Origin of the sequence: Hydrogenophaga pseudoflava, assembly GCF_031020795.1 — a bacterium.
Taxonomy (GTDB): Bacteria; Pseudomonadota; Gammaproteobacteria; order Burkholderiales; family Burkholderiaceae_C; genus Hydrogenophaga; species Hydrogenophaga pseudoflava_A.
Window position 1 is genome coordinate 961,289 of sequence record NZ_JAVHJP010000001.1, and the last position, 26,680, is coordinate 987,968.

25 protein-coding genes are annotated in these 26,680 nt (G+C 69.8%); 8 read left to right on the forward strand and 17 right to left on the reverse strand.

The features are described 5' to 3' along the window. Positions 1–10: 10 nt before the first annotated feature. The 9 genes from RCO38_RS04710 to RCO38_RS04750 form a co-directional block, all read right to left on the reverse strand. On the reverse strand, positions 11–1,111 hold the full coding sequence (locus tag RCO38_RS04710) for an ABC transporter ATP-binding protein (RefSeq protein ID WP_308327128.1): 1,101 nt from the start codon (positions 1,109–1,111) through the stop codon (positions 11–13). Between the two features lie 5 nt (positions 1,112–1,116). Beyond that, positions 1,117–1,977: a carbohydrate ABC transporter permease gene (locus RCO38_RS04715; RefSeq protein WP_308327129.1), complete on the reverse strand. Its 861-nt coding sequence runs from the start codon at positions 1,975–1,977 to the stop codon at positions 1,117–1,119. Beyond that, a complete protein-coding gene (locus tag RCO38_RS04720) occupies positions 1,967–2,845 on the reverse strand; it encodes a carbohydrate ABC transporter permease (RefSeq protein WP_079366655.1) in 879 nt (292 codons plus the stop codon). Before RCO38_RS04720 ends, RCO38_RS04715 begins: the two co-directional genes overlap by 11 nt. Continuing rightward, the gene (locus RCO38_RS04725; RefSeq protein WP_308327130.1) at positions 2,842–4,125 is read right to left on the reverse strand and encodes an ABC transporter substrate-binding protein; all 1,284 of its coding nucleotides are present in this window, start codon (positions 4,123–4,125) and stop codon (positions 2,842–2,844) included. Before RCO38_RS04725 ends, RCO38_RS04720 begins: the two co-directional genes overlap by 4 nt. 103 nt (positions 4,126–4,228) lie before the next feature. Then, positions 4,229–5,479: an ABC transporter substrate-binding protein gene (locus RCO38_RS04730; RefSeq protein ID WP_308327330.1), complete on the reverse strand. Its 1,251-nt coding sequence runs from the start codon at positions 5,477–5,479 to the stop codon at positions 4,229–4,231. Between the two features lie 162 nt (positions 5,480–5,641). Further along, positions 5,642–6,622 (reverse strand): glucokinase, encoded by a 981-nt coding sequence (gene glk / locus RCO38_RS04735; RefSeq protein WP_308327131.1) that lies wholly within the window; start codon positions 6,620–6,622, stop codon positions 5,642–5,644. 79 nt (positions 6,623–6,701) lie between these two features. Next, a complete protein-coding gene (gene trxC, locus RCO38_RS04740; protein WP_308327132.1) occupies positions 6,702–7,148 on the reverse strand; it encodes a thioredoxin TrxC in 447 nt (148 codons plus the stop codon). 80 nt (positions 7,149–7,228) lie between these two features. Further along, a complete protein-coding gene (locus RCO38_RS04745) occupies positions 7,229–7,423 on the reverse strand; it encodes a DUF2905 domain-containing protein (protein ID WP_308327133.1) in 195 nt (64 codons plus the stop codon). A gap of 9 nt (positions 7,424–7,432) precedes the next feature. Beyond that, positions 7,433–8,602 carry a class I SAM-dependent methyltransferase gene (locus RCO38_RS04750; RefSeq protein ID WP_308327331.1) on the reverse strand — a complete coding sequence of 390 codons (1,170 nt, stop codon included), beginning with the start codon at positions 8,600–8,602 and terminating at the stop codon, positions 7,433–7,435. 12 nt (positions 8,603–8,614) lie between these two features. On the opposite strand from RCO38_RS04750, the gene RCO38_RS04755 reads away from it, so the two are divergent. Next, on the forward strand, positions 8,615–9,406 hold the full coding sequence (locus RCO38_RS04755; protein ID WP_308327134.1) for an SDR family oxidoreductase: 792 nt from the start codon (positions 8,615–8,617) through the stop codon (positions 9,404–9,406). A 5-nt stretch (positions 9,407–9,411) separates the two neighbouring features. Then, complete coding sequence (locus tag RCO38_RS04760) at positions 9,412–9,795, forward strand: dihydroneopterin aldolase (RefSeq protein ID WP_374694506.1); 384 nt, start codon at positions 9,412–9,414, stop codon at positions 9,793–9,795. Here the strand turns inward: RCO38_RS04760 and RCO38_RS04765 are convergent, their stop codons facing one another. Genes RCO38_RS04765 through RCO38_RS04775 form a run of 3 tightly spaced genes read right to left on the reverse strand, consistent with a single transcriptional unit; the run spans position 9,796 to position 12,933 of the window. Then, on the reverse strand, positions 9,796–10,635 hold the full coding sequence (locus RCO38_RS04765) for an alpha/beta fold hydrolase (RefSeq protein ID WP_308327136.1): 840 nt from the start codon (positions 10,633–10,635) through the stop codon (positions 9,796–9,798). A gap of 10 nt (positions 10,636–10,645) precedes the next feature. After that, positions 10,646–11,410 carry a coniferyl-alcohol dehydrogenase gene (locus RCO38_RS04770; protein WP_308327137.1) on the reverse strand — a complete coding sequence of 255 codons (765 nt, stop codon included), beginning with the start codon at positions 11,408–11,410 and terminating at the stop codon, positions 10,646–10,648. A 47-nt stretch (positions 11,411–11,457) separates the two neighbouring features. After that, on the reverse strand, positions 11,458–12,933 hold the full coding sequence (locus RCO38_RS04775) for an aldehyde dehydrogenase family protein (protein WP_308327138.1): 1,476 nt from the start codon (positions 12,931–12,933) through the stop codon (positions 11,458–11,460). 257 nt (positions 12,934–13,190) lie between these two features. Between RCO38_RS04775 and RCO38_RS04780 the strand changes: the two genes are divergently transcribed. Beyond that, positions 13,191–15,002: a sigma 54-interacting transcriptional regulator gene (locus RCO38_RS04780; protein WP_308327139.1), complete on the forward strand. Its 1,812-nt coding sequence runs from the start codon at positions 13,191–13,193 to the stop codon at positions 15,000–15,002. A gap of 96 nt (positions 15,003–15,098) precedes the next feature. Here the strand turns inward: RCO38_RS04780 and RCO38_RS04785 are convergent, their stop codons facing one another. After that, complete coding sequence (locus RCO38_RS04785) at positions 15,099–16,154, reverse strand: outer membrane protein (RefSeq protein WP_308327140.1); 1,056 nt, start codon at positions 16,152–16,154, stop codon at positions 15,099–15,101. A 236-nt stretch (positions 16,155–16,390) separates the two neighbouring features. Here RCO38_RS04785 and ttcA point away from each other — a divergent pair, with 236 nt between their 5' ends. After that, complete coding sequence (gene ttcA, locus RCO38_RS04790) at positions 16,391–17,317, forward strand: tRNA 2-thiocytidine(32) synthetase TtcA (RefSeq protein WP_308327141.1); 927 nt, start codon at positions 16,391–16,393, stop codon at positions 17,315–17,317. 40 nt (positions 17,318–17,357) lie between these two features. After that, positions 17,358–17,999: a DUF4136 domain-containing protein gene (locus RCO38_RS04795; RefSeq protein WP_308327142.1), complete on the forward strand. Its 642-nt coding sequence runs from the start codon at positions 17,358–17,360 to the stop codon at positions 17,997–17,999. 15 nt (positions 18,000–18,014) lie between these two features. Here the strand turns inward: RCO38_RS04795 and RCO38_RS04800 are convergent, their stop codons facing one another. Then, complete coding sequence (locus tag RCO38_RS04800) at positions 18,015–19,982, reverse strand: hybrid sensor histidine kinase/response regulator (RefSeq protein ID WP_308327143.1); 1,968 nt, start codon at positions 19,980–19,982, stop codon at positions 18,015–18,017. A gap of 110 nt (positions 19,983–20,092) precedes the next feature. Here RCO38_RS04800 and RCO38_RS04805 point away from each other — a divergent pair, with 110 nt between their 5' ends. Together RCO38_RS04805 and RCO38_RS04810 are read left to right on the forward strand one after the other, a co-directional pair. Further along, positions 20,093–20,731, forward strand: coding sequence for a histidine phosphatase family protein (locus tag RCO38_RS04805; RefSeq protein WP_308327144.1), 639 nt, complete (start codon positions 20,093–20,095; stop codon positions 20,729–20,731). Positions 20,732–20,747: 16 nt separating this feature from the next. Beyond that, positions 20,748–22,475 carry a lysoplasmalogenase family protein gene (locus RCO38_RS04810; RefSeq protein ID WP_308327145.1) on the forward strand — a complete coding sequence of 576 codons (1,728 nt, stop codon included), beginning with the start codon at positions 20,748–20,750 and terminating at the stop codon, positions 22,473–22,475. Here RCO38_RS04810 and RCO38_RS04815 read toward each other — a convergent pair. Continuing rightward, the gene (locus RCO38_RS04815; RefSeq protein WP_308327146.1) at positions 22,463–23,464 is read right to left on the reverse strand and encodes an SPOR domain-containing protein; all 1,002 of its coding nucleotides are present in this window, start codon (positions 23,462–23,464) and stop codon (positions 22,463–22,465) included. The genes RCO38_RS04810 and RCO38_RS04815 overlap by 13 nt on opposite strands. Position 23,465: 1 nt before the next feature. Further along, a complete protein-coding gene (gene ruvB, locus RCO38_RS04820) occupies positions 23,466–24,524 on the reverse strand; it encodes a Holliday junction branch migration DNA helicase RuvB (protein WP_308327147.1) in 1,059 nt (352 codons plus the stop codon). Positions 24,525–24,620: 96 nt separating this feature from the next. Here ruvB and RCO38_RS04825 point away from each other — a divergent pair, with 96 nt between their 5' ends. After that, positions 24,621–25,712: a carbonic anhydrase gene (locus RCO38_RS04825; protein WP_308327148.1), complete on the forward strand. Its 1,092-nt coding sequence runs from the start codon at positions 24,621–24,623 to the stop codon at positions 25,710–25,712. On the opposite strand, the gene RCO38_RS04830 is transcribed toward RCO38_RS04825, so the two are convergent. Further along, positions 25,681–26,649 carry a hypothetical protein gene (locus RCO38_RS04830; protein WP_308327149.1) on the reverse strand — a complete coding sequence of 323 codons (969 nt, stop codon included), beginning with the start codon at positions 26,647–26,649 and terminating at the stop codon, positions 25,681–25,683. The genes RCO38_RS04825 and RCO38_RS04830 overlap by 32 nt on opposite strands. Positions 26,650–26,680: the final 31 nt, after the last annotated feature.

A 26,680-nucleotide genomic window follows, 5' to 3' on the forward strand; every position in this document is an offset into this window, starting at 1 on the left:
GTCTGTTCGTTCAGCCCACGAACAGGCTGGACGAGTCCATCTCGGTCAGGCGGGCGCCCGTGGTCTTGTCGAACCAGTTGTTGTGCCGGCCGCTGACCGTCATGCCCACGTTGTCGCCCACGGCGACCCGGGTGTTGGCCGCCTCGCGCACGGTGATCAGGCCCACGGCCGTCTTCACCACGATGTAAGTGTCGGCGCCGGTGGGCTCCACCAGCACCACCTCGCCGCGCCAGGGTGCATCGGCGCCCAGGTGGATGTGCTCGGGCCGCTGGCCCAGCGTGGCCTCCGGCCCGGCCGGGCACGGCAGGTCCAGCGCCCCGCCTTCGAACACGAAGCGGCCGCCCTCGCCGGCGCGTTCAACACGGCCGTTGATGAAGTTCATGGTCGGCGAGCCGATGAAGCCGCCGACATAGGTGTTGGCCGGGCGGCGGTAGATCTGGTCGGGCGTGCCGATCTGCTGCAGGATGCCGTCCTTCATCACCGCGATGCGACTGCCCAGGGTCATGGCCTCGATCTGGTCGTGCGTGACGTAGACCGTGGTGATGCCGCTGTGCTGGTGCAGGCGCTTGATCTCGGCGCGCATCTCCACGCGCAGCTTGGCATCCAGGTTGGACAGCGGCTCGTCGAACAGGAACAGCTGCGGGTCACGCGCCAGGGCGCGGCCCATGGCCACACGCTGTCGCTGGCCGCCCGAGAGCTGCGCCGGCCGGCGGTCCAGCAGGTGCTGGATCTGCAGGATGCCCGCCACTTCCTGGATGCGCTTCTCGCGCTCGGCCTTGGGCACCTTGCGCATTTCCAGCGCGAAGCCGATGTTGTCGGCCACGCTCATGGTCGGGTACAGCGCGTAGCTCTGGAACACCATGGCGATGTCGCGCTGGGCCGGCGGCATGCCGATCACGTTCTTGCCACCGATGTGCAGTTCGCCTTCGGTCGGTTCTTCGAGGCCGGCGATGATGTTCAGCAGTGTGGACTTGCCGCAGCCCGACGGGCCGACCAGGATCAGGAACTCGCCCGGCGCGACGTCGATGTCGATGCGCTTGAGCACCTCGACCGCCTTGTCGCCCTTGCCGAATGCCTTGCGGATGCCCTTGATGTGGAGTGGAGAAGCCATGTGATTCAACCTTTGACGGCGCCGGCCGTCAGACCCTTGACGAAGTACTGGCCCGCGAGGACGTAGACCAGCATGGTGGGCAGGCCGGCGATGATCGCCGCGGCCATGTCCACGTTGTAGTTCTTGACGCTGCTGGTGGTGTTGGCCATGTTGTTCAGGCCCACGGTCACCGGCTTGCTGTCGGCGCCGCTGAAGGCCACGCCGAACAGGAAGTCGTTCCAGATGTTGGTGAACTGCCAGATCAGCGTCACCATCATGATCGGCGTCGACATCGGCAGCACGATGCGCCAGAAGATGCGCCAGAAGCCCGCGCCGTCGATGCGCGCGGCGTTCACCAGCTCGCGCGGCACCGCCGTGTAGTAGTTGCGGAAGAACAGCGTCGTGCCCGCCATGCCGGCCAGGCAGTGCACCAGCACCAGGCCGCCGATGGAGCTGGACAGGCCCAGGTAACCCAGCACCTGGCTCATGGGCAGCAGCACCACCTGGAAGGGCATGAACACGCCGAACAGCAGGAAGCCAAACAGCACCTCGGAGCCGCGGAACTTCCACATGGAGAGCACGTAGCCGTTGATGGCGCCCCAGGCGGTGGAGATCAGCACCGCGGGCACGGCCATGACCACCGAATTCCAGAAGTAGGGCTTGAGGCCGCGGCAGTCCACGCCGGTGCAGGCGGTGTTCCAGGCCAGGCCCCAGGCCTCGAAGGTCACGGAGGTGGGCAGGCTCAGCAGGTTGCCGTTGCGGATCTGGTCGGCGTCCTTCAGGGACGTGACGATCATCACGTACAGCGGCGCCAGGAAGAACAGCGCCGCCACCAGCAGCAGGCCGTAGGTGAACACACGGCCGGGTGTCATGGATTTAGCGGTCATGGGGCTTGCTCCGCAGTTCGCTGTAGAGGTAGGGCACCACGATCGCCGCCACGGTCGCCAGCATCATGGTGGCGCTGGCCGCGCCCAGGCCGATCTGGCCGCGCGTGAAGCTCATGGTGTACATGAAGGTGGCGGGCACGTCGGTCGCGTAACCGGGGCCGCCGGCCGTCAGCGCCATCACCAGGTCGAAGCTCTTGATCGACAGGTGCGAGAGCACCAGGATGGTGGAGAACACCACCGGCCGCAGGATGGGCAGGATGATGCGCCAGTAGATCAGCGGCAGCGAGGCGCCGTCGATCTGGGCCGCCTTGATGATGCTGTCGTCGATGCCGCGCAGGCCGGCCAGGAACAGCGCCATGGCAAAGCCGGCCGACTGCCAGACGCCTGCGATCACCACGCAGTAGATGGCGTAGTCGGACTGCACCAGCCAGTCGAAGTTGAACGAGGTCCAGCCCAGGTCGTGCATCAGCTTCTGCAGGCCGTCGCTGGGGTTGAGGATCCACTTCCAGGCCGTGCCGGTCACGATGAACGACAGCGCCATGGGGTAGAGGTAGATGGTGCGCAGCCAGCCTTCGGCGCGGATCTTCTGGTCCAGGAAGATCGCCAGCACCATGCCCACCAGCATCGAGCCGCCGACGTAGAGCACGCTGAAGATGCCCAGGTTCTTGAGCGCGACGTACCAGCGGTCCATGGTCCAGAGCTGCGCGTACTGCTCCAGGCCCACGAAGTTCTCGTAGTTGGGCAGCATGCGCGAGCCGGTCATGGACAGCACGCCGTTCCAGATCATCAGCCCGTAGATGAAGGCAAAGCCGAGCACGAAGCCCGGTGCGATCACCAGCTTGGGCAGCAGGTTTTCAAAGGATTTCATTGCGGGGACTTCTGTGGGCCGGCCGCCAGGGCCAGCAGTTGTTTCTGTGCGTCATTCACCGACATCTGCGGGTTGTTCCAGAAATCCGAGACCAGCCTGCGCATCAGCGCCTGCTGCCCCGGGGCGAGTGCCATGCCGTGGGCCACCGAGGGCACCAGGGTGCCGGCCTTGGCGGTCTTGCCAAAGTCCTGGGCGGAGACCTTGGCGCATTCGTCGAATTTGTCCATGGACACGTTCTGCCGCACCGGGATCGAACCCTTGCGCAGGTTGAAGCGCTCCTGGAAGTCCTGTCCCATCAGCAGGTAGGCCAGGTAGCCCTGGGCTTTCTGCGCTTCCCAGGCCTTGAGCTGGAACATGGCGAAGGAATCGACGTTGTAGGTGAAGGCCTCGGCCGTGCCCGGCGCCGGGAAGCAGCGGAAGTCCTTGCCCGGTTGCTGGCCTGCGGCGAGGAACTCGCCCTTGGCCCAATCGCCCATGAACTGGAAGCCGGCCTTGCCCTTGATGACCAGGTCGGTGCTGGCGTTCCAGTCGCGCCCGGGCGACGCCGCATCGACATAGCCGCGCAGGCGCCGGAAGGTCTCCAGCGAGCGGCGCATGGTGTCGCCACCCAGGGCCTGCGCGTCCAGCTTCACCAGGGCCGCGTCGTAGAACTTCGCGCCGCCCACGCCCAGCACCACCGACTCGAAGGTGGTGAAGTCCTGCCAGTCCTGGCCGCCGTGGGCCAGGGCAATCAGGCCGGCCGCGCGCACCTTGTCGGCGGCCTTGAAGAATTCGTCGAAATTGCGCGGCGCTTCGTTCACGCCGGCCTGGCGCAGCACCTCGGCATTGGCCCAGAGCCAGTTCACCCGGTGCACGTTGACGGGGACCGCCACGTAGCGGCCCTTGTGCTTCATCTGGTCGGCCACCACCTTGGGCAGCACCTCGTCCCAGCGGTCGAAGGAGGCCATCGCGTCGAGACTGGTCAGCGCGTTCAGCGCCGCCCATTCCTGGATCGCCGGCCCCTTGATGTTGGCCGCCGCCGGCGGGTTGCCCGCCAGCACACGCGCCTTGAGCACGTCCATGGCGTTCTGTCCGCCACCACCGACCACCGCGAAGTCCTTCCAGCCATGGCCGCGCTGGGCCATCATGCCCTTGAGCTCGGCGAGCGACTTGGCCTCGCCGCCGGAGGTCCAGTAGTGCAGCACCTCGACCTCACCCGCCTGCACCCCGGTGCCAAAGGCCACCAGCAGCGACGCCAGCAGCGGTGCGAACACGCGACGAAAGCCAGTGCGGTGGGGCATGGGTGGGAGGGGAAACAAAAGGACGGTGGACAGCCAGCCGGCAGCAGCCGGCCCCGCCCCGCCGTGAAGGCGGGACGAGACACGGCGGCGGCGCCGGCAGGACTTACTTGGTGGTCGCGGCCTTGGCGATGTTCTTCACACCGTCGGCGACCGAGATCTTGTCGTCGTTCCAGAACTGGCTGACGGCGTCCTTGATGGCGCCTTCGGCCGCAGGGCTGACCGCCATGCCGTGGGCGATCGAGGGCACCAGGCCACCGCTCTTGGCGGTGTCGACGAAGTCCTTGCTGGAGAGTTTGGCGCAGTCGTCGAACTTGTCCATCTTCATGCCCAGGCGGACCGGGATGGAGCCCTTGTTCAGATTGAAGACTTCCTGGAACTCGTTGCCCATGATGGACGCGGCCAGGTCGCCCTGGGCCTTCTGGGCGGCGGCGTCCTTGAGCTTGAACATCGCGAACGAGTCGACGTTGAAGGTGTAGGCGTTGCCCGTGCCCGGAGCGGCGGCGCAGATGTAGTCCTTGCCCGGCACCTTGCCGGCGGCGGTGAACTCGCCCTTGGCCCAGTCACCCATGAACTGGAACGCGGCCTTCTCCTGGATCACCATGGCCGTGGCCAGGTTCCAGTCGCGGCCCGGGGCGGCGGGGTCCGTGTAGGACTTGATCTTGCGGAAGGTTTCCAGCGACTTGGTCATGGTCGGGCTGGTCAGGGCCTTCTGGTCGAGCTTGACCAGCGCGTCCTGGTAGAACTTGGCGCCACCGACGCCCAGCACCACCGATTCGAAGGTGGTGAAGTCCTGCCAGTTCTGGCCACCGTGGGCGACGGGGATCAGGCCGGCCTTCTTGACCTTGTCGGCGGCGGCGAAGAACTCGTCCCAGGTCTTGGGCGCGCCGGCCACACCGGCCTTCTTCAGCACATTGGCGTTGGCCCACATCCAGTTGACGCGGTGCACGTTCACCGGCGCGGCGACGTAGTTGCCCTTGTACTTCATGACGTCGGCCACCACGCCCGGCAGCAGGCTGTCCCACTTCTCGGCCTTGGCGACGGCGTCCAGGTTGGCCAGCACGCCTTCGTTGGCCCATTCCTGGATGCCGGGGCCTTTGATCTGCGCGGCGGCGGGCGGGTTGCCGGCGACGACACGGCTCTTGAGGACGGTCATGGCGGCATCACCACCACCGCCGGCCACGGCGAAGTCCTTCCAGGTGTGGCCCTTGCCCTGCATGATCTTCTTGAGCTCGCCCACCGACTTGGCCTCACCGCCCGAGGTCCACCAGTGCAGGACCTCCACCTCGCCGGCAACGGCGGCGGAGCCGGCCATCACGAAGGCAACGGCGGTGGCGAGTTTCGAGAGTTTCATCATCATGTCTCCAGTAAAGAAGGGACGCCGCACGCACCCGCGTGCATGGCGCGGAACCATCCAGAGCAGCACCATGCCGCCGGATGTCTGTAATTTACCTTTAATTAAAGGAATATTACATCCGCAGAAACCCGAGGTTCCCGCCCCCCTGCTGGTGACAAAGTTTCAGAGATGGCCGTCCAGCGCGCGGGCGGCGCCCAGCAGCGCGGGCGACTGCGCCGATGTGATGACCTGGACCGGCATGCCCTGCAGCAGGCCGGTGAATCGGCCCTTGTTCTCGAAGCGCTCGCGGAACGGCGAGGTGTCGAACCAGGTGCCCAGGCGCGGCACGATGCCGCCGCCCACGTAAACCCCACCCCGGGCCACCAGCGTCAGCGCCAGGTTGCCGGCCACCGAGCCGAGCATGGCGCAGAAGATCTCTAGCGTCTCCAGCGCCTGCGGGTGGCCGACCTTGAGCGCGGCCTCGCTGACCGCCTGGGCGCTGTCCAGGCCCTGCGCCGTCACCCCGTCGGCCTCGCAGAGGATGGCGCAGGTGTCGACCAGACCCTGGCCGCAGCAGACGCGCTCGGCCGAAGCGTGGCCGTAGCGGCGGATCAGGCCATCCATCACGACCCGCTCGCGTGCGGTGGTGGCCGGCAGCGTGACATGACCACCCTCGCCCTCCAGCGGCACCCAGCCGCCACGGCCGTCGGGCAGCAGGCCGGAAACGCCCAGACCGGTGCCGGCACCGAGCAGGGCCATGGCCACACCGGGGACCGCGGCGCCACCACCGACCTGTCGCAGTTCGGCCGCCGGCAGATCGGGCAGGGCCAGGGCCAGGGCGGTGAAGTCGTTGAGCAGGCGCAGCGTGCGCAGGCCGAATTCGGCCTTGACCGCGGCCTGGGAGAAGGCCCAGTCGTGGTTGGTCATGCGGACCATGTCGCCGGTGATGGGGTTGGCGATTGCGATGGCCACTGCCGCCGGTGCGCCGCGCCCCAGTCCGCCGAGGTAGGCGCGCATGGCGGCCTGCAGCGTCGGGTACTGCGCGCCGGGCAGCACCTGCACGTCGGTGATCGGCGCGCCGGGTGCGGCCTGCCAGGCGAAACGGGCGTTGGTGCCGCCGATGTCGGCCAGCAGCCGGGCGGTGTCGGAGGGGGTCAGGGACATGGCATCGGTTCCGGAAAAAGTCCCGGAATTATGCCGGACCTGTAACCAAATTACAGCCTCCCTGGCCCCGGCGGGGGTTTCAGGCGAGCTTGGACCGGGTCCAGCGCACGATGTCGGCCGCGCCCATGGCGCCCGGCTGGCGCGCCACTTCGCGGCCGTTCACGAACAGCGCCAGTGTCGGGATGCTGCGGATGTTCAGCCGCGCCCCCAGCGCCTGCGCCTCTTCGGTGTTGACCTTGGCCAGGCGCACATGGGGCTCCAGCTGTTTCGCCGCCGCCTCGAACTGCGGCGCCATCATGCGGCAGGGGCCGCACCAGGGGGCCCAGAAATCGACCAGCACCGGCAGCTGCGAGCGGGCGATGTGCTTCTCGAACGCCGACTCGTCCAGTGCGACCGGGTGACCGTCGAACAGCGGGCGGTGGCACTTGCCGCAGTCGGGGGTGGCAGAGAGATCGGCCGGTGCCACGCGGTTGGTGGTGTGGCAGTGCGGGCAGACGACGTGCAGGGCTTCGGTGGCAACGGTCATGGGCGGCTCCAGGGTTTCCGCGCAGATGGGGACCACCGGCTCCACTTCAAGAGACACCCCACCGGGTATGTCCCGGCCACTCAGATGATCTGGCCGATCAGGCTCGCGACGAAGCTCAGCAGGATGGTGGTGGTCAGCGGGATGAACCACTCTCGGCCGAAGGCCCTGAAGCGCAGGTCGCCCGGCAGCTTGCCGAAGCCCAGCTTGTGCAGCAGCGGCGTGAACCAGCTGATCAGCAGCAGCGCCAGGAAGATCACGATCATCCAGCGGATCACGGTGGGCTCCTACAGTCGGTGCGTGCGGTCACCCGCGGCAAAGCCGATGGGGTGCCAGCCTTCGGCGCTGGGCATCGGTGCCAGGCCGATCACCTTGAACAGCTCGCCCATCTCGTGCTCGTTGACCAGCTTGGAGAGCATCGCGTTCTCGCGCGGGCCGGCGCCTTTCGCCACGTCCAGCAGGCCGCAATTGATCAGGAAGCGCCCCTGCGAGGTGTAGCCCAGCACCGCCATGCCGGCGTCCTGCGCCGCCAGGGCGATGCCGGTGAAGTTCACATGCGCCGTGATGTCCTTGAGCCCCAGATCGGTGAGCGGATCATCATCGCTGCGGTGCGCGCGGTGGCAGATCAGCGTGCCCATGTGGCGCTGCGGGTGGTAGTACTCGGCCTCGGGGAAGCCGTAGTCGATGAAGAAGGCCGCGCCACGCACCAGGCGCTCGGCCAGCGTGCGCACGAAGGCCTCGCCCTGCGGGTGGATCTCGGTCAGGTAGTCGTGCGGGCCTTCAATGTCCAGCGGCGGGCGCAGCGCCGTCGGCCGGTCGGCCCAAGCCAGGCGCCCGTCGCCGGCCAGCGCCACACCGCGCTCGTGCCACACGCCGTCGGTCTGTCCGCCGACCCGGTGCAGCAGCTGCACCGGCATCGCGTCCAGCACCTCGTTGCCCAGCACCACGCCGTCGAACACCTCGGGCAGGCGGTCGGCCCACACGACCCGGTCCGCATGCCGCGCCAACGTGGCCCGCTGGCGCTCGCGCAGGCTGCCCGAGAGGTCGACGATGGTGTAGCGGCGTGGCGCCTGGCCCAGGGCCGCCAGCGCGTCCAGCACCTGCAGCGCGAGCGCGCCCGTGCCGGCCCCGAACTCCCACACCTCGTCGGTGCCTGTGGCTTCCAGCGCCTGCGCCACCTGGCGCGCCAGGGTGTGGCCGAACAGCGGCGAGAGCTCGGGCGCGGTCACGAAGTCGCTGCCCTGCCCGTCCACGCCCTGCGGCATCTGTCCGAACTTCGGCGTGGTGTTGGCGTAATAGCCCAGCCCCGGCTCGTACAGCGCGATGGCCATGAAGCGGTCGAAGCGCAGCCAACCGCCGGCCGCACGGATGGCCCCGGCCACCCGCTCTGAGAGGGCGCTCGTTACACTGCCGGACTGGTTCTCTGTGTCGGTGCTCACGCGCCGATTGTCCTTGATCGGACCTCCTTCATGCCTGGTTCTGCTTCTCCTTCCCCGCCTCTGCTCCGCACCGCACTGGTCACCGGCGCCGGCAAGCGCCTGGGCCGCGAGATCGCGCTCACGCTGGCCCGCGCCGGCTGGAACGTCGCGGTGCACTTCCGGCAGTCCGCGGCGGAAGCCGGGCAGACCGCACGCGACTGCGACGCGCTGACCGGCCGCCCGGGCAGCGCGGCCACCTTCGGCGCCGACCTCGCCGACGAAGCCGCGGTGCGCGCCCTGCTGCCGGCCGTGGTGGCGCACTTCGGCACGGTCGACGCCGTGGTCAACAGCGCCTCGCTGTTCGAGCACGACGACGCCGACAGCTTCGGCTTCGGCACCATGGAGGCCCATCTGCGCAGCAACACCGGCGCGCCCATTCTGCTGGCCCAGGCGCTGCACGCGCACCTGGTCGCGCGTGGTGCCGAAGGTGCGGTGGTCAACCTGCTGGACCAGAAGCTCTGGAACCTCAACCCCGACTTCCTGAGCTACACCTTGTCCAAGGCCGCGCTGGAAGCAGCCACCGGCATGCTGGCGCTGGCGCTGGCGCCGCAGGTGCGCGTGGTGGGCGTGGCGCCGGGGCTGACGCTCACCAGCCACCTGCTCTCCGACGAGAGGTTCCAGGCGCTGCACCGGCAGTCGCCGCTGGGCCGTTCGTCCACACCCGAGGACGTGGCCGCCACCGTGGCCTTCGCACTGCACAACCGCTCCATCACCGGCACCACGCTGCTGGTCGACGGGGGCCAGCACCTGATGCGCTTCGAGCGCGATTTTTCGATGATGTGAGGCGGATGCCCATGAACACCAAGAACCACGCCGGCACCCAGATCCTCACGCTCACCGGGCTGCGCTTCGACGCCAACCTGGGCATCCTGGACCACGAAAAGACGAGTCCGCAACCGATCCAGGTCGACGCCGAACTCAACCAGGGCACCCAGCCCCTGCTGCCGCACGACGACGACATCGGCCACGTGCTGGACTACCGCAAGGTGCGCCAGATCATCATCGACGAATGCACCGCCGAACACGTGAACCTGCTGGAGAGCCTGATCGGCAAGCTCACGCGCCGGCTGATGCAGCTGCCCGGCGTGATCGGCGTGCGCGTGAAGATCGCCAAGCTGGAAATCTTCGACGACTGCGAGGTCGCGATACGCATGGAGAGCGGGCAGTGGTGATCAGGCCGCGGAGCGCTCCACCGCGCCCCGCAGCAGGCGGTTGAAAAGATCCGGCTGCTCCAGCTGCGGCGTGTGCCCGCAATCGGCCAGCACCACCAGCTCCGACCCGCGCGCCACGGCGTGGGCGCGGCGGGAGTGCTCCACCGGCAGCACCACATCGTGTTCACCGTGCACGAACAGCACCGGCAGGCCCGGCAACTGGCGCAGGATGTCGTGCGAGCGCCGCCACAGATCGGTGTGTTGCCCACGCAAGGTGCTGAGCCGACGCAACAGGGCCAGAAAATGCTTTCCCCCTCCGGGCCGGTGCACGTTGCGCTCGATCGCGGCCCGCACCTCGGGCGTGATCGACTCGGGGCGACGCACGATGGCCTTGATCTGCTGCGCCACCGCGGTCGGACCCGGGCGGTTCATCAGTTCACCCAGCAGCGGCAGCGTCATCAGCCTGAACGCGCCGAACACCTCGGCCCCCAGGGCCGCCGAGTTGGCCAGCAGCAGCGAGCCGACGCGGCCCGGCGTCTGCGCAGCCATGCGCAGGGACATGGCCGCACCGAGCGAGTTGCCCACCAGGTGCGCCCGCTCCACCCCGAGCTGGTCCAGCAGCTTCCAGGCCACCGCCGCCTGCCCCTCCAGATCCATGGCGTCGGCCCGTTCATCCGACAGGCCGTGGCCCGGCAAGTCCCAGGCGATCAAGCGCAGGGAATGGCCCAGTGCATCGAACTGCCGGTGCCAGAACTCCAGCGACTCGCCGATGCCGTGTGTCATCAGCACGGCCGGCCCGGCGCCACCGCTGTCCCGGTAGCGGACCCGGGCGCCGCCGATGTGTGCGAACCGATCGCTCATGGAAGCTCCTTCAGATGTAGGTGGAGGCCAGCCCGCCGTCCACCGGCAGGTTGATGCCGCTGACCCAGCGCGACGCGTCGCTGCACAGGAAGGCGATCACCGGCGCGATTTCATCGCTGAAGGCCGGGCGCTTCATGCGGTGGGCGTCCTTCTCCACACGCTCCTGGCCCAGCATCTGCACGAAGTCGCCCAGGATGGGCGTGAACACCGGGCCGGGCGCCACGCAGTTCATGCGCACGTGGTGCTTCATGAAGATCGCCTGCGACTGGGTATGGGTCCAGACGATCAGCGCTTCCTTGAAGTACTGGTAGCAGGTCTCTTGCGGCACCGGTTGGTGGGCCAGCCAGGCCTGGCCGTCGGCGAACGAGGCGGTCTGCCCCAGCGCGCGGTGCGGCTCCAGCCGGGCCGGCCATTCGGCACCCAGGATGGACGAGATGTTGACCACGCTGCCACCGCCCATGCGGTCCAGCAGGCCCAGCGTCAGGTGGCGCAGGCCCAGGTAGTTGACCCTGGCGACCAGGTCCACGGGCGCCGTGCCCGGCACGCCGGCGATGTTGCACAGCGCGTCGATGCGCTGCGGCAGCTGGGCGATGGCGTCGTCGATGGCCTCGGGGGTGGACAGGTCGGCCTTGACGAAGCCGTCCAGGGTCAGCATGGGGTCGTTGCGGTCGACGCCGATGACGCGGGCACCCTGCAGGCGCAGAAGCTTGGCGGTGTCGCTGCCGATGCCCGAGCTGACGCCGGTGATGACGATGGTCTTGCCTTGTACGCTCATGAGATGAGATTCCTTGGTTGTGAAGCAGGTCGCAGGACTGATGTGAATCAGAACGGGTACTGCGGCAGGGCGGCCTTGACCGTCCACCACTGCCAGCGCGTGTACTCGTCGATGTCGGCCGGACCGCCGACCGCGCTGCCGTTGCCGCCCAGGCCGGGGCCGCCGAAGGGGTTGGTGCAGTCGTCGTTGACGGTCTGGTCGTTGATGTGGACCATGCCGGCGTTCAGCCGCTCGCCGAGGGCCATGGCGCGGCCCACGTCGCGGCTGACCACCGCGGCGGCCAGCCCACCCTGGCTGGTGTTGGCCAGGGCGGCGGCCTCGTCGTCAGAGCCAAAGGTCACCAGGTTCACCACCGGGCCGAAGGGCTCTTCGTCGAAGCTGCGCATGCCGGGCTTCACACCCGAGAGCACGGTGGGCTTGTAGCAAAGGCCTTCGTGCGTGCCGCCGGCCTCCAGCGTGGCGCCCTGCTGCACCGTGTCCTTCACGACGGCATCGAAATGCGCCAGCTGCTTGTGGTCGATCATCGGGCCCAGGGCCACCTGGCCGCTGGCGCCGTCGCCCACCGGCAGGTGCGTGGCCTTGCCGACCAGCCGCGCCTTCAGGCCCTCGGCGATGGACACGTGCACCAGCACGCGGTTGCTGGCCATGCAGATCTGCCCCTGGTGGAACCAGGCACCAAAGGCCACGGCGCTGGCCGCGGCGTCCAGATCGGCGTCTTCCAGAACGATCAGGTTGTTGGCGCCGCCCAGCTCCAGCGACACCTTCTTGAGGTGCTTGCCGGCCAGCTCGCCGATGCGCCGGCCGACCGTGGGCGAACCGGTGAAGGCGATCATCGGCACGCGCGGGTCCGTCACCAGCGCCTCGCCCGCCTCGGCGTTGCCCGGCAAGACCTGCAGCACGCCGGCCGGCAGGCCCGCTTCCTGGAACACCCGCGCGATGATGAAGCCGCCGCTGGCGGGCGTGCGCACATCGGGCTTGAGCACCACCGCGTTGCCCAGCGCCAGCGCCGGCGCCACCGAGCGCAGGCTCAGGATGAGCGGAAAGTTGAACGGCGAGATCACGCCGACCACACCGTGCGGCACGCGGCGCGCCATCGACAGGCGGCCCGGCGTGCTGGGCAGCACCTGGCCCTGGGACTGCATGGGCAGGGCCGCGGCCAGGCGGCACAGCACCACGGCCTCGCGCACCTCGTGCTGGCCCTTGGGAATGATGCCGCCGGTCTCGCGGGCGATCATCAGCGCCAGCTCGTCGAAGTGTTGCTCGAACAGCGCGGCCGCCTTGAGCAGGATGGCGGCGCGGTCGCGCGGCGGCGTGGCGGCCCAGGCGGCCTGCGCGGCGTGGGCGCGGCCTATGGCGGCGTGCATGTCGGCGCCACTGGCCACGCCGGTGCGCCACAGCGGCTGGCCGGTCGCCGGCTCCACCACGTCCTGGCTGGCGGCCAGGCGCGTGCCCCAGCCGCCGTCGAAGGCGGTGCCGTTCCAGCAGGCCGCGTCGGCCCAGTTGATGTGTTCCGCTGCACCCATGTCGTGTCTCCTTTGGTTGAGGGTTGTGGGCCGGTTGCCCCCGGCCGTGCCACCGTGTTTTGCAACGGGCGTACCAGTCGCAGGCCAACGCATCGGCGGCACCGGTCCGGCAGGCCCCTGCGCCAGAGGGAGCGCTCCGGACAAACCCTGATCGCCGGAAAGTGCCCTTCGGTCCCTGCGGCTGCGGGAAAACATCACTGCAAAGAAACACTCATGAATGCGACCATTGAATGTGTGCATTCATTTTTGGTGCTTCCATGCCCGGTCCCCGCATCTCCCTGGCCCAGCTCCACCGCGCCACCGGCGCCGCCCGGCCGGCGCCGCCCGCCCAGGCTCCGTTCTCCGGCCAGTGGCGCTTCGACCTGCAGCAGGTCGACGGCAGCAGCCACCCGACCGTGGCCGACCTGAGCGAGTGCCTGTTCTTCTCGCCCGGCGACGGCCGCATCTGGCTGCAGGACCAGCGCATGGTGCTGATGCACGCCGAGGCCCTGGGCGGGCTGCGCCGCGAGCTCATCGAGACCATGGGCCTGGACAAGGCGCGCGGCCTGCTCACCCGCATGGGCTACCTCAGCGGCGCGCGCGACGCCGAGCTGGTGCGCCGCCAGTGGCCCGACGCCGAACCGCCCGTGGCGGCCGTGGCCGGCACACGGCTGCACGCGCTGGAGGGCGTGGTCAAGGTGGAGGTGGTGCGGGTGAGCTACGACGCCGCCACCGGCGACTACCAGGGCGAATTCCTCTGGCACAACTCCAGCGAGGACGACGAGCACATCGCGGTCTACGGCGTCGGCGGCTCGCCCGCCTGCTGGATGCAGACCGGCTACGCCACCGGCTACGTGAGCACGCTGTTCGGCCGTCTGGTCCTGTTCCGCGAGGTCGCCTGCCGCTCGGCCGGCGATGCGCAGTGCCGGGTGATCGGCCGCTCGGTGGAGCTCTGGGACGATCCGCAGGAAGACCTGCGCTACCTGCAGCTGGGCGAGGACGGGCCGGACGCAGAACCCGCGGCGGCGCCGCTGGACGCCTGGACCGAACGCGGGGCCGCGGGCGGGCAGGACCCGACGCTGGTCGGCGCCTCGTCGGCCTTCAACGCCGCCTTCCACATGGTGCGCCGCGTCGCCCCCACCCCCGCCACCGTGCTGTTCACCGGCGAGTCCGGCGTGGGCAAGGAGATGTTCGCGCGCAGCCTGCACCGCAGCAGCGACCGCGCCGGCCAGCCCTTCATCGCCATCAACTGCGCCGCCATTCCCGAGACCCTGATCGAGTCCGAGCTGTTCGGCGTCGAGCGCGGCGCCTTCACCGGGGCCGGGGCCTCGCGCCCCGGGCGCTTCGAACGCGCCGACGGCGGCACCCTGTTCCTCGACGAGATCGGCACCCTCAGCCTGGTGGCCCAGGGCAAGCTGCTGCGTGCCCTGCAGGAAGGCGAGATCGAGCGCGTGGGCGGCACCCGAACCCTGCGGGTGAACGTGCGGCTGGCAGCCGCGACCAACGAGAACCTGCGCGCCGCCGTGCGCGAGGGGCGCTTTCGCGAAGACCTGTTCTACCGGCTCAACGTCTTCCCCATCCACCTGCCGCCGCTGCGAGAACGGCGCGACGACATCCCGCTGCTGATGCAGCACTTCCTGGACCACTACCGCGAGCGCTACCAGCGCGACGTGCCCGGCTTCAGCCAGCGCGCCGTCAAGGCGCTGTTCAACTACGGCTTCCCGGGCAACATCCGCGAACTGCAGAACCTGATCGAGCGGGCGGTGATCATGGTCAACGACGGCGAACTGATCGACGTGCACCAGCTGTTCCGGGGAGGCGAGGAACTGGGCGAGGGCGTGCTGTCGCTGCAGGCCGAAGGCGGCACCGGCGGGCGCCTGGTCGGCACACCCGAAGGCACCGCCGTGGGGGCGACACAGATGCCCGGCCAGACCCTGGAAAGCGCCGAGCAGCAGTGGATCGCCGCAGCCCTGCGGCGCACTGGTGGCAACATGGCCGCCGCGGCCCGGCAGCTGGGCATCACCCGGGCCACCCTGCTCTACCGCGCCCGCCGCCACGGCCTGCCGGTCGGCCGCAACGCCCGTCCCTGAAGGCGGCCAGCGCCACCACCCGCTGCCCCATGAAAAAAGGGCCCCTTGCGGGGCCCTTGTGTGTCAGGCGGGCGCGTCAGACGCCCAGCACCGGCATCACTTGAAGTTGTACTGGACGCCGACGCCCAGGTACATCAGCTCTTTCCACGAACGAGCTTCATCGGAGCTCTTCTTCAGGAACACGTCGAAGTCGCTGCGCAGGGACAGGTTCTTGCTGAACGCGTGGGTCAGGCCCAGGCCCAGGGTCGGGCGGGTCTGCGTGCCCTCCAGGGCGTCGGTATGCTTCACACGGGCCACGCCGGCCTTGCCGAACAGGCGGGTGGCTTCACCCAGGTCGGTGCCGACGGTGCCACGCAGGCCCAGGGCGCTGACCTTGGACTCCAGACCGTTCTCGAAGTCGTGACCCTTGCCGAACTGGGCGAAGGCTTCCGCACCCCAGAGCTTGTTGAACTGGTAGCCGGCGCCCAGTTGCAGGGCGGGCTTGGTGTCGTGGTCGTTGTGCTGGGCGATGCCGTCGATCGGGCCGTTGCCCACCAAGTCGCGCTGGGCGCCGACGGTGCCGAAGACGTACGGGAAGGCGACGACTTCCGCGGCCTTGGGCACCACCGGGGTGGGTGCAGGCACCGGAGCGGGCGCCGGCGCAACCGCCACCGGGGCGGGCGGGGGGACCACGGCGGGCGCGGGTGCCGGAACGGCCAGGGGAGTGGGGCGCGGCAGCAGGTCGGAGAAGTGGTTGTCGCACTGGCGCATGGTCACGCGCACGATCTTGCCGCTGGCGTCCTTGTACGCGTTGACTTCCATGTTCGGGCTGAACGGGATCCACTTGCCCTGCAGCGCCTTGCTCACACCGCCACGGCCGCGGGCGGTGGCCACGCCCTTGTCGCAGGCGCCCTTGCTGTAGTTGGGGCTCAGGTCCTTGAGCAGCATCGGGGAGACCGAGGCTTCGCCAGCGCGCAGCTTGGGCTTCTGCTTGGTCTGGGGCTTGTAGAACTTGGCGGAGCCGTTCTGGATGGCGGCGTCGCAGGCCTCGGGCGTGGCGTAGCCGGTGTTGCCGTCGCGGTCGGTCGTCATGCCGGCGGTCTGGGCCGTGGCGACGGAGGCGATGGAAACCAGCATGGACGCCAGGGCGACCCGATGAATAGCAAAGGACATAAAGGACTCCAAATAAAATTGATGTTTTTCCCAGGCTGTGCCGCTGCAAGGGCACAACAGGATGGTGCGGCGCAACAGAGGCCGCCCACGCAGGCCGAAAGTGTACCTTTCGACCTAAATCCGCCTGTAACAAGCCGCAATCTTGCGGGTTTTGACTATCGACTTGTGCATTGCAGCATACCGCAGTGCGAACCTGTTGCTTTTGACGCAACACCGCCCGGCCCGAGGCCCGACCGATGACCCCTGAAAAACTCGCCTTCGAAAACAAGAAACTCGAAAAACGCCTGTGCCGGGAGGTCGGCCGCGCCATCGTGGACTACAACATGATCGAGGAAGGCGACCGCGTGATGGTCTGCCTCTCGGGCGGCAAGGACAGCTACGGCCTGCTCGACATCCTGATGAAGCTGCAGAAGCGCGCGCCGGTGAACTTCGAGCTGATCGCGGTCAACCTGGACCAGAAGCAGCCCGGCTTCCCCGACCACATCCTGCCCGAGTACCTGTCCAGGCTCGGCATCAAGTACCACATCGAAACGCAGGACACCTACTCCATCGTCAAGGAGAAGATCGAGCCGGGCAAGACCATGTGCAGCCTGTGCTCGCGCCTGCGCCGCGGCATCCTCTACCGCGTGGCGCGCGAACTGGGCTGCACCAAGATCGCGTTGGGCCACCACCGGGACGACATGTTGCAGACCCTGTTCCTGAACATGTTCTTCGGCGGCAAGCTCAAGGGCATGCCGGCCAAGCTGGTCAGCGACAACGGTGAGTTCATGGTGATCCGCCCGCTGGCCTACGTGCCCGAAAAGGACCTGATCCGCTGGGCCGAGGCACGCCAGTTCCCCATCATCCCCTGCACGCTCTGTGGCAGCCAGGAGAACCTGCAGCGCAAGCAGGTGGGCAACCTGCTGCGCGACTGGGACAAGCAGTTCCCCGGCCGGCTGGAGAACATGCTGCACGCCCTGCAGCACGTCGTGCCCAGCCACCTCATGGACCGCTCGCTCTACCCCTTCCAGACCCTCAAGACCACCGGCGCGCCGGTGGAAGACGGCGACCTGGCCTTCGACGAGGAGCCGCTGGAGGCGCCCCCGCGCGTGGCGGACGAGGACGCGGACGAAGGGAACGCGCCGGTGCCGCGCACGGTCATACCGATTGCCGCCACCACCTGACCCCGGTGCCGTGCCAGACGCCCACCCAGCCGGAGGACCCATGACCCGCCTTGCCCTCACCCTGCTGACCACCCTCGCACTGGCCGGCTGCGCCGGCACCTACCGCGTGGACAACGCGGTGCAGAGCTACGCGCACTGGTCGGCCGACATCCCCACCGGCGCAGCGGGCACACCGGCCGCGGCGGTGCCCAAGGCCCCGCAGACCTACCGTTTCGAGCGACTGCCGTCGCAGCGGGAGGGCGGGCCCGCCGAAGACCAGAACCGGCTGGAGGCCTGGACCCGGACCGTGCTGGAGACACACGGCTGGACGGTCGCCGAGGCGCCGGCCAACGCCCCTTGGCGCGTGCAGGTCACGGCCAGCTCGGTGCGCAACGCGCGCAGCCCCTGGGACGACCCCTGGGGCGGCTGGCGCTTCAGAGGCCAGGTCGTGGCCGGCAACGGCCAGTTCTTCTGGGCCCCCATGTTCATGGTGCCGATGGACATGCCCTGGTACGAGCGCAAGGTGGCGGTGGTGGTCCGCGACGCGGCCTCGGGCCGTGTGGTCTACGAGACCCAGGCCAGCCACGACGGCCGCTGGAACAGCACCCCGGCGCTCTGGCAGGCCATGCTGCAGGCGGCGCTCAACGGCTTTCCGGTGCCCCCGGCCGGGCCCCGCCAGGTCGACGTCGATCTGCCGCGCTGACCCGGGCCAGCCCCCTCAGCGCGACGGCGGCTCGATCAGGGCACGCACCGCATCGGCCAGCGCGTCCATGCTGTCCTGCTTGCCCAGCACGTCGGTCACCCCCGCAGCGGCCGCGGCGCCGAGCAGCGCCTCGTTCACATGCCCCGAGACGATGGCGATGCGCAGCCCGGGCCGAAGCGCATGCACCGCCTGCGCCAGCTCCACGCCGCTCATGCCCGGCATGTTGTGGTCGGTCACGCACAGGTCCACCGGCTCCTGGCTGCTGCGGAACCAGGCCAGGGCCTCCTCCCCGGACAGAAAGGTGCTGACCCGGTGGCCGTGCTTGCGCAGCAGCCGCCCCGCCAGGAACACCAGCGCCTCGTAGTCGTCCACGTAGACGATGTGCCGCCCCGGCACCGCGGCGACGGCGGGCGGCGGCGCCGTTGGCGCGGGCGTCTCGGCGTCGGCCGCACCGGAGGCCAGCGGCAGGTAGACATCGAAGCGCGAGCCTTCGCCCGGCGTGCTGTGCAGCGTGATCGCCCCCTGGTGCGCCTTGACGATGCCGTGCACCACCGACAGCCCCAGCCCGGTGCCCCTGCCGGGCGCCTTGGTGGTGAAGAAGGGCTCGAACACGCGCCGCTGCGTCGCCTCGTCCATGCCCGGGCCGTTGTCGGCCACGCTCAGCAGGGCATAGGCGCCGGGCGGCAGATGGCCCAGCCGCAGGGCCTGGACCGCGTCCAGCTCCACCTCGTCGAGCCCCACGGTGATGTCGCCCGGGCGCTCATCCAGCGCCTGCCAGGCATTGGTGCACAGGTTCATCAGCACCTGCTGCACCTGCGTCGCGTCGGCCAGCACCGGCAGCGGCGACGGGGCCAGGCGGGCCGTCAGCCGCACGCCCGCGGGCAGCAGCGAGCGCATCAGCCGCAGTGCCTCGTTCACCAGCGGCTTGAGCGGCTGGCGCTGCAGTTCCTGCGTCTGGCGCCGGCTGAAGGCCAGGATCTGCTGCACCAGCTGGCGCGCGCGCACGGCCGCGCGGTGGATCTCGGCCAGGCTTTCCTGGGCGGCATGGCCCGGCCCCACGTCCTCGCGCGCCAGGGCCAGGTTGCCCAGGATCGCGGCCAGCAGGTTGTTGAAGTCGTGCGCCACGCCGCCGGCCAGGGTGCCGATGGCCTCCATCTTCTGCGACTCGCGCAGCTGCGCCTCCAGCGCCCGCTGCTGTGCCTCGGCCTGCTTGAGCTCGGTGATGTCGGTGTGGGTGCCCACCATGCGCAGCGGGCGGCCGCCCGCGTCGCGCGCGATCACCATGCCACGCGAGAGCACCCACTTCCAGGTGCCGTCCTTGCAGCGGATGCGGTACTCGTTGCGGTAGAGCGGGCTGCGGCCGTCGAAATGCGCCTGCCGGTCGGCCTGCATCTGGGCCAAATCGTCGGGGTGCGTGCGTTCATCCAGTTCCTGCGCGCGCGGGGCCAGCTCCTCGCCGGAGTAGCCGTACATGGCCAAGATGCGCGGCGACACGTATTCCTCGCCGGTCACCAGGTTCCAGTCCCAGACGCCATCGCCCGCGCTGTCCAGCGCAAGCTTCCAGAGCGCCTCGCTGTCCCTCAGCGCGAGCTCGGCCTGCATGCGCTCGCTGATGTCCTCGACCGTCCCCTCGTAGTAGAGCAGCCGCCCCTGCGGGTCGTACACCCCGTGGGCGTTCTCGTTCACCCAGCGGTGCTCGCGGTCGCAGTGGCGCACCACCTCGGAGACGAAGCCGCGCACAAAGCCTTCGCGCACCAGCTGCGCCTGGAACTCGGCCCGGCGCCCGGGCTGCAGGTACCAGTCGCTGGCCGCCCGGTTCACGTCGGCCAGCATGGCCTGTTCGTCGTCGTAGCCGTTGAGCAGCACCAGCGCGGGGTTGGCGCGCAGCATCACGCCGTCCCTGGAACTGCGGTAGGCACCGATCGGCAGGAACTGGAACAGCGACGAAAAATCCGCCACGCGGGCGTCGTGGTGCTCGGGCATCGCCGCACATTGTGTCTCGCCCGGTGATCCGCCCGCATCTGCCGGTTGTCCGGTGGTCAGACCGTCGGTCCGGCGCTACAGTGGCCGCTTTCTTCCCCGAGGGCTTTTTCTTGCACGTCACCCGCATCATCGCCGTGCGCCATGGCGAAACCGACTGGAACCGCGACACCCGCATCCAGGGCCACACCGACATCGCGCTGTCCGACAGGGGCCGCTGGCAGGCCGAGCGCCTGGCACAGGCCCTGCGCGACGAACCCATCGCCGCGTTCTACGCCAGCGACCTCTCGCGCGCCTTCGACACCGCCAGCACCACGGCCCGCGCGCACGGCAAGCCGGTGCAGGCCCACCGGGGCCTGCGCGAACGTGCCTTCGGCCGCTTCGAGGGCCTGACCTGGGCCGAGATCGAGGCCCACCATCCGCAGGACGCCCTGGCCTGGCGCAAACGCGTGCCCGAGTTTGCCCCGCCCGGCGGTGAGTCGCTGGTGCAGCTGCGCGAGCGCGTGGTGGCCGCGGTCGACGAGATCGCGGCGCGCCACCCCGGCGAGCAGCTGATGCTGGTGGCGCACGGCGGTGTGCTGGACATCCTCTACCGCGCCGCCACGCGGCTGGAGCTGCAGGCGCCGCGCACCTGGGACCTGAGCAACACCGCGGTCAACCGCCTGCTCTGGACACCCGAAGGCCTGGGCCTGGTCGGCTGGGCCGACACCGGCCACCTGCAGGACGGCGCGCTGGACGAGAGCACCACCTGAACCACCCCGGCCGCCCATGAGCCCCAACCAGGTCATCGTGCTCGCCACGCCGGTGTTCCTGCTGCTGATCGCGCTCGAGTTCTGGGTGGGCCGGCGGCGCGGCCGCAACACCTACGCGCTGGCGGACACGCTCAACAGCGTCGGTCTGGGCATGCTCAGCCGCGTGGCCGACGTGTTCACCCTCGCGCTGCGCCTGGGCATCTACGTCTGGGTGCAGGACCACGCCGCGCTCTGGCGCGACGACGCCTTCTGGACCTCGCCCGCCGGCTGGCTGCTGGCCCTGGTGTTCTACGACTTCCTGTACTACTGGAACCACCGCCTTGGCCACGAGGTGGGCGTGCTCTGGGCCGCGCACGTGGTGCACCACCAGAGCCAGCACTACAACCTCTCGACCGCGCTGCGCCAGCCCGCCAGCTACGCGCTGCTGGGCTGGGTGTTCTACCTGCCGATGGCGCTGGCGGGTGTGCCGCCGCTGGTGTTCGCGGTGGTGGGCCTGGTGGACCTGCTCTACCAGTTCTGGATCCACACCGAGCAGATCGGCTCGCTGGGCCCTTTCGACCGCTGGTTCGCTTCACCCTCGAACCACCGCGTGCACCACGCGGTGAACGGCCGCTACCTGGACAAGAACTACGGCGGCATCCTGATGCTCTGGGACCACCTGTTCGGCAGCTTCGAGCCCGAAGACCCGAAAGAGCCCTGCGTCTACGGCACACGCAAGCCGCTGGACAGCTGGGACCCGGTGTGGGCCAACGCCGAGGTCTACGCCGCGCAGGCCCGCGACAGCGCGCACACGGCCCGCTGGCGCGACCGGCTGCGCACCTGGCTCCGACCGCCCGGCTGGCGCGCGGCCGATGTGGCGGCGCGCTGGCCCGCCCCGGCCTTCGACCTCGCGACCGTGCAGCGCTTCGACCCACCCGCCGCACGGGGCACGCAGGCGCTGGCGGCGCTGGTGTTCGTGCTGCTGCTCGGCGGCGTCGCCTTCTTCCTCTGGACCGCCGACGCTCGACCCCTGACCGGCAACCTGCCCTGGACCGCCGCCCTGCTGGCCGGTCTCTGGGCGCAGGGCGCGCTGCTGCAGGGGCGCATCGGCCCCGGCCTGGCGCTGATGGTCCTCAGCGCCGCAGTGGCCACGCTTGCCGCCGCCGAAGGCTGGACCGGGCTGCACCGGGTGTTCAAGCCACTGACCATGCTGGTCGCCATCGGCCTGGTGTTGCGCGCGGACGGGCGCGGCCGAGGCTGGCTGCTGGCTGCACTCGTCGGCTCGCTCGTGGGCGACGCCTTCCTGATGTTCGACGGCTTCTTCATTGCCGGCCTGGCCTCGTTCCTGCTGGCCCACCTGGCCTACATCGTGCGCCTGCGGTCCGACGCCCCGTGGTTCGCCGACCGGCGGGCGCTGTGGGCGGTGGGCGCCGTGGGCCTGGCGATGTACGCGCTGCTCTGGAGCGGAGGTCCCTGGGGCGGCGGTCTGCCGGCGGGCCTGCGAGCGCCGGTGGCGGCCTATGTGCTCGCCATCGCACTGATGGCGTCGCAGGCCCTGGGGCGGGCCCGTGTACATGCGAGCCCGGCGGCCTGGTGCGTGGCGGCGGGTGCCCTGTGCTTCATGGCCAGCGATGCCTTGCTGGCGACCGACCGCTTCCTCGTGCCGCTGCCGGCGCGCGACCTGCTGGTGCTCGCGAGCTACTACGCGGCGCAGTGCCTGATGGTGGCCGGCCTGCTGCGCGAGGCGCCGCGTCAGGGCGCGTAGACCCGGGCTTCCAGGCCCAGCGCCCGCACCTTTGCCGCCGCCTGCTCGGCCTGTTCGCGCCGCTCGAAGGGTCCCACCCGCACGCGGGTGAGCGGACCGCGCGCCGACTCGATGGGGTCCTCCAGCACGGGCAAGCCGGCGTCCACCAGCAGCGATCTCGCCCGCTCGGCGTTGGCTTCCCGGGCGAACATGCCCACGTTGACGCCGAAGCCCCGTGGTCGGGGCCGGAGCACCGGCTCCGCGGGTGGGGGCGCGGGCGCCGCGGCCGGCTCGGCGGACACGGCCACCACCGCCGGGACCGGGGGTTGAACGGGGGGCTCGGGCGCAGGTGCCGCCGGTGCAACCTCGGTCGGTGCGGCCTCGGCCGGCGACACCGCGGCAGGAGCCGACGCGGGCTGCAGCGGCGGTCGCACCGGCCGCTGAACCTGCACCTCGTCCACCACGGGCGGACGCCACCGCTGCCAGACCACCCCCGCCAGCAGCACGACCACCAGCAGGACCGCCGCCGCGGCCACACGGCCCGCAAAAGCCCAGGCGAGCGCCGAACGCTCCAGCCGCTGCACCGCTTCCTGGAAGCTGTCGGCCTCCTCGACCGCAGTGGCCACCCGGTCGCGCAGCCCCCGGTGCAGGAACGCCATGCCCCACAGGCCGGGCAGCGCGCACCACAGCACCACGGCCGACACCGTCAGTCCGACCTGAATGCCCGTGGGCACACCCTCCGCGCGCATCCAGAGCCAGCCCAGCGCCGCCACCGCCGCCAGCGCCAGTCCGGCCTGCGCCAGCACCGCGTCCCACAGGCGCCAGTACACCAGCCAGGCCAGCTGGCCCAGCGCGGCGCGCGTGTTCCAGACCATGGCCGAGCGACCGCGCTCTTCGAAACGGGCGATGACCGGCAGGTAGGCGCCGGCACCGGACGGACCCAGGGCCGCGCGGTACAGCGTCGCGGCGCTGGCCGGCAGTCCCGTCGGGTCGTCCTGCGCCCTGTCCACGTCAGCCGGCGTCCTGGAACAGCTGGTCGCCGGATGCCGGCGGCGCCACGCCCAGGTGGCGGTAGGCGGCCAGCGTGGCGGTGCGCCCGCGCGGCGTGCGCTGCAGGTAGCCCTGCTGGATCAGGTAGGGCTCGATCACGTCCTCGATGGTGTCGCGCTCCTCGCCGATGCTGGCAGCGATGTTGTCCAGCCCCACCGGACCGCCGTCGAAGCGGTGGATCACCGCCTCCAGCAGCTTGCGGTCCATCAGGTCGAAGCCCTGCGGGTCGACGTCCAGCATGGTCAGCGCGCGGCCCGCGATGTCGGCCGTGATGCGGCCGTCACCCTTCACGTCGGCGAAGTCGCGCACGCGGCGCAGCAGGCGGTTGGCGATGCGGGGCGTGCCGCGCGAACGGCGCGCGATCTCGAACGAGCCGGCGGCATCGATGGGCGCGTTCAGCAGACCAGCGCTGCGCGTGACGATGCGCGAGAGCTCTTCGGCGGTGTAGAACTCCAGCCGCGCGACGATGCCGAAGCGGTCGCGCAGCGGGTTGGTGAGCATGCCGGCGCGGGTGGTGGCGCCGACCAGGGTGAAAGGCTGCAGGTCCAGCTTGATGCTGCGCGCCGCCGGCCCCTCGCCGATCATGATGTCGATCTGGTAGTCCTCCAGCGCGGGGTAGAGGATTTCCTCGACCACCGGCGAGAGCCGGTGGATCTCGTCGATGAACAGCACGTCGTTGGGTTCCAGGTTGGTCAGCAGCGCCGCCAGGTCCTTGGGCTTTTCCAGCACCGGGCCGCTGGTCTGGCGCAGGTTCACCCCGAGTTCCTGCGCAATGATGTGCGAGAGCGTGGTCTTGCCCAGGCCGGGCGGCCCGAACAGCAGCACATGGTCCAGCGCCTCGGCGCGCTTCTTGGCCGCGCCGATGAAGATCTCCAGCTGCTCGCGCACCTTCTGCTGGCCCACGTATTCGTCCAGCAGCTTGGGGCGCAGCGCGCGCTCGATCGCTTCTTCCTTGGGCGAAAAAGTGGTGGCTGAAACGACCCGCGGTGCGGGGGCGAAATCGTCGGTCTGGATACTCACGGAGCCGACTATACAGGCCTGTTTCCGGGGCCTGGCTCAAGTCGGTGGCGCCGGCTGCCGATACCCGGAACACCCCCGTTTCACGACCCGCCCGCCATGAACCGAACCGCCGCCGCCCACCATCCAGCGCCTCCGGCGCTGATCCGGACCGCCCTCGCTTCGGCGCTGGTACTGGCCGCCATCTGGTTCCTGACGGCGCCCGGCACAGCCCGCGCGACCGGTGGTGCCGCGACCGCAGCCCCGCCGCCACCCACCCCCATCGCGCTGCCCGTGGGCACCGCCAAGCCCGGCGCCCAGCCCAAAACCGCCACAGCCGAGCCGGCTGCCGCGTCCGCCTCAGACCCACAGGCCGTCGCCGCAAAAATCAAGGCGGTGCTCGACAAGCACCGCGGCACCGAGCACGCGCCGCCGCCCGCCCACCCGACCTCCACCCGGGTGGTCAAGGCCATCCGCGAAGGCCACGCCGCCCCCGAGGCCCATGGCGGCAGCGCGGCCAAGGGGCACGACCCCCACTGGGCCTACGAAGGGGAGCATGGCCCCGAGCACTGGGCCCGCGTGAAGCCCGAATTCAACGTCTGCGCCATCGGCAAACGCCAGTCGCCGGTGCACATCCAGGAGTCGGCCACGCTGCAGGGCCCGGCCGAACCGCTGCAGTTCGACTACCGTCCCACCGGCGGCAGCGTGGTGCACAACGGCCACACCATCCAGGTCGATCTGGAGCCCGGAAACACCCTGAGCGTGCGCGGCTCCACCTACGAGCTGCTGCAGTTCCACTTCCACCACCCGTCGGAAGAGCGCGTCAACCACCGCAGCTTCGCGATGGTCGCCCACCTGGTGCACCGGAACCACGAAGGCCAGCTGGCGGTGGTGGCGGTGCTGATCGACCCGGGTGCGGCCAACGGTCTCATCCACAAGGTCTGGACCCACATGCCGCTGGACAGCGGCGACCGGGTGCGCCTGCCCGCAGGCCTGATCGATCTGCGCGAGCTGCTGCCCACCGACCAGCGCTACTACCAGTTCATGGGCTCGCTCACCACCCCGCCCTGCACCGAGGGCGTGCTGTGGAACGTGCTCAAGACCCCGGTGACCGTGAGCCGGGAACAGCTCAAGCTGTTTTCGCAGATCTTCCCGAACAACGCCCGCCCGGTGCAGGCGCTCAACGGGCGGGTCGTTCGCGAGGGGATGTGAGCCGCCGCGCCACCGTCGGGGCGCCGCTGTACTCGTACTGGGTCAGGCCGTCGGCGCTGCGGCCGGCGCGCCGTCCCACCGGCTCGATCGGGTGGGCCTTCACGCGCGCCAGCAGGGCCGGGTCCAGGGGCGCGCGACCGGTGCTCGCCTGCTCAAGGAAAAAATCCATGTTGATCTGCCCCGACTCGACCACCACCCGGTCCAGCGGACAGGCCACCTCCTCCTTCTCCTCCCCTGGGGCGCAGCGCTGCGGGTCGTAACCGATGTCTTGCACCGGCACACGGACCGTGTTGATCAGCAGGGCCTCCCCGGCGCGGACCTCCAGCGTGGCCAGCGGCCCCCGCCTGCCGAAGGCCAGCACGCGGTCGACCACGTTGACCGCCGGGCGGTAGCGCTTCTCCTCGTACCAGCCCGCCTCCTGGGCGATGCGTTCGTAATAGGTGGGCGGGTTCTGGCCCCACACCAGGCAGTCGCCGTAGCGCCCCGCGGACGCGCAGTAGGGGGCTCCGGGAATCATCCCCCGCTCGACCACGCGGTCCTTCCAGACCCGCTCGATGTACAGCTCGCTGTACATCCGGTTGAGCATGATGACTTGCCCCACCGCCCCGACGGCGCCCGGCGCCGGCAGGGCCCCGGGGACCGCCCGCCCGGGCCCGGCGTAGCCGGACACGCCCACCAGGTGGTAGGTGCCCGGCTCGACCACCGCCATCTGGTAGGCGGTGCCGATGCGGGTCTTGGCCTCGGCCATGATCGACAGCGTGAACCGCTGGTCCGGGTTGCCCTGCCGCACCCACAGCGCCCCGCCCGCGGTGAACCCCGGACTGATGACCACCGCGCGGCCGGACTTCAGCGCCTCTTCCATCTTGCCGCTGGGCGTGAACGCACAACCCGACAGCGCCAGCACCACCAGGTGCAGCGACCACATGACTTTTTTCATTTCCCCTCCCCTGGCCGTGTCCGGCCTGTGC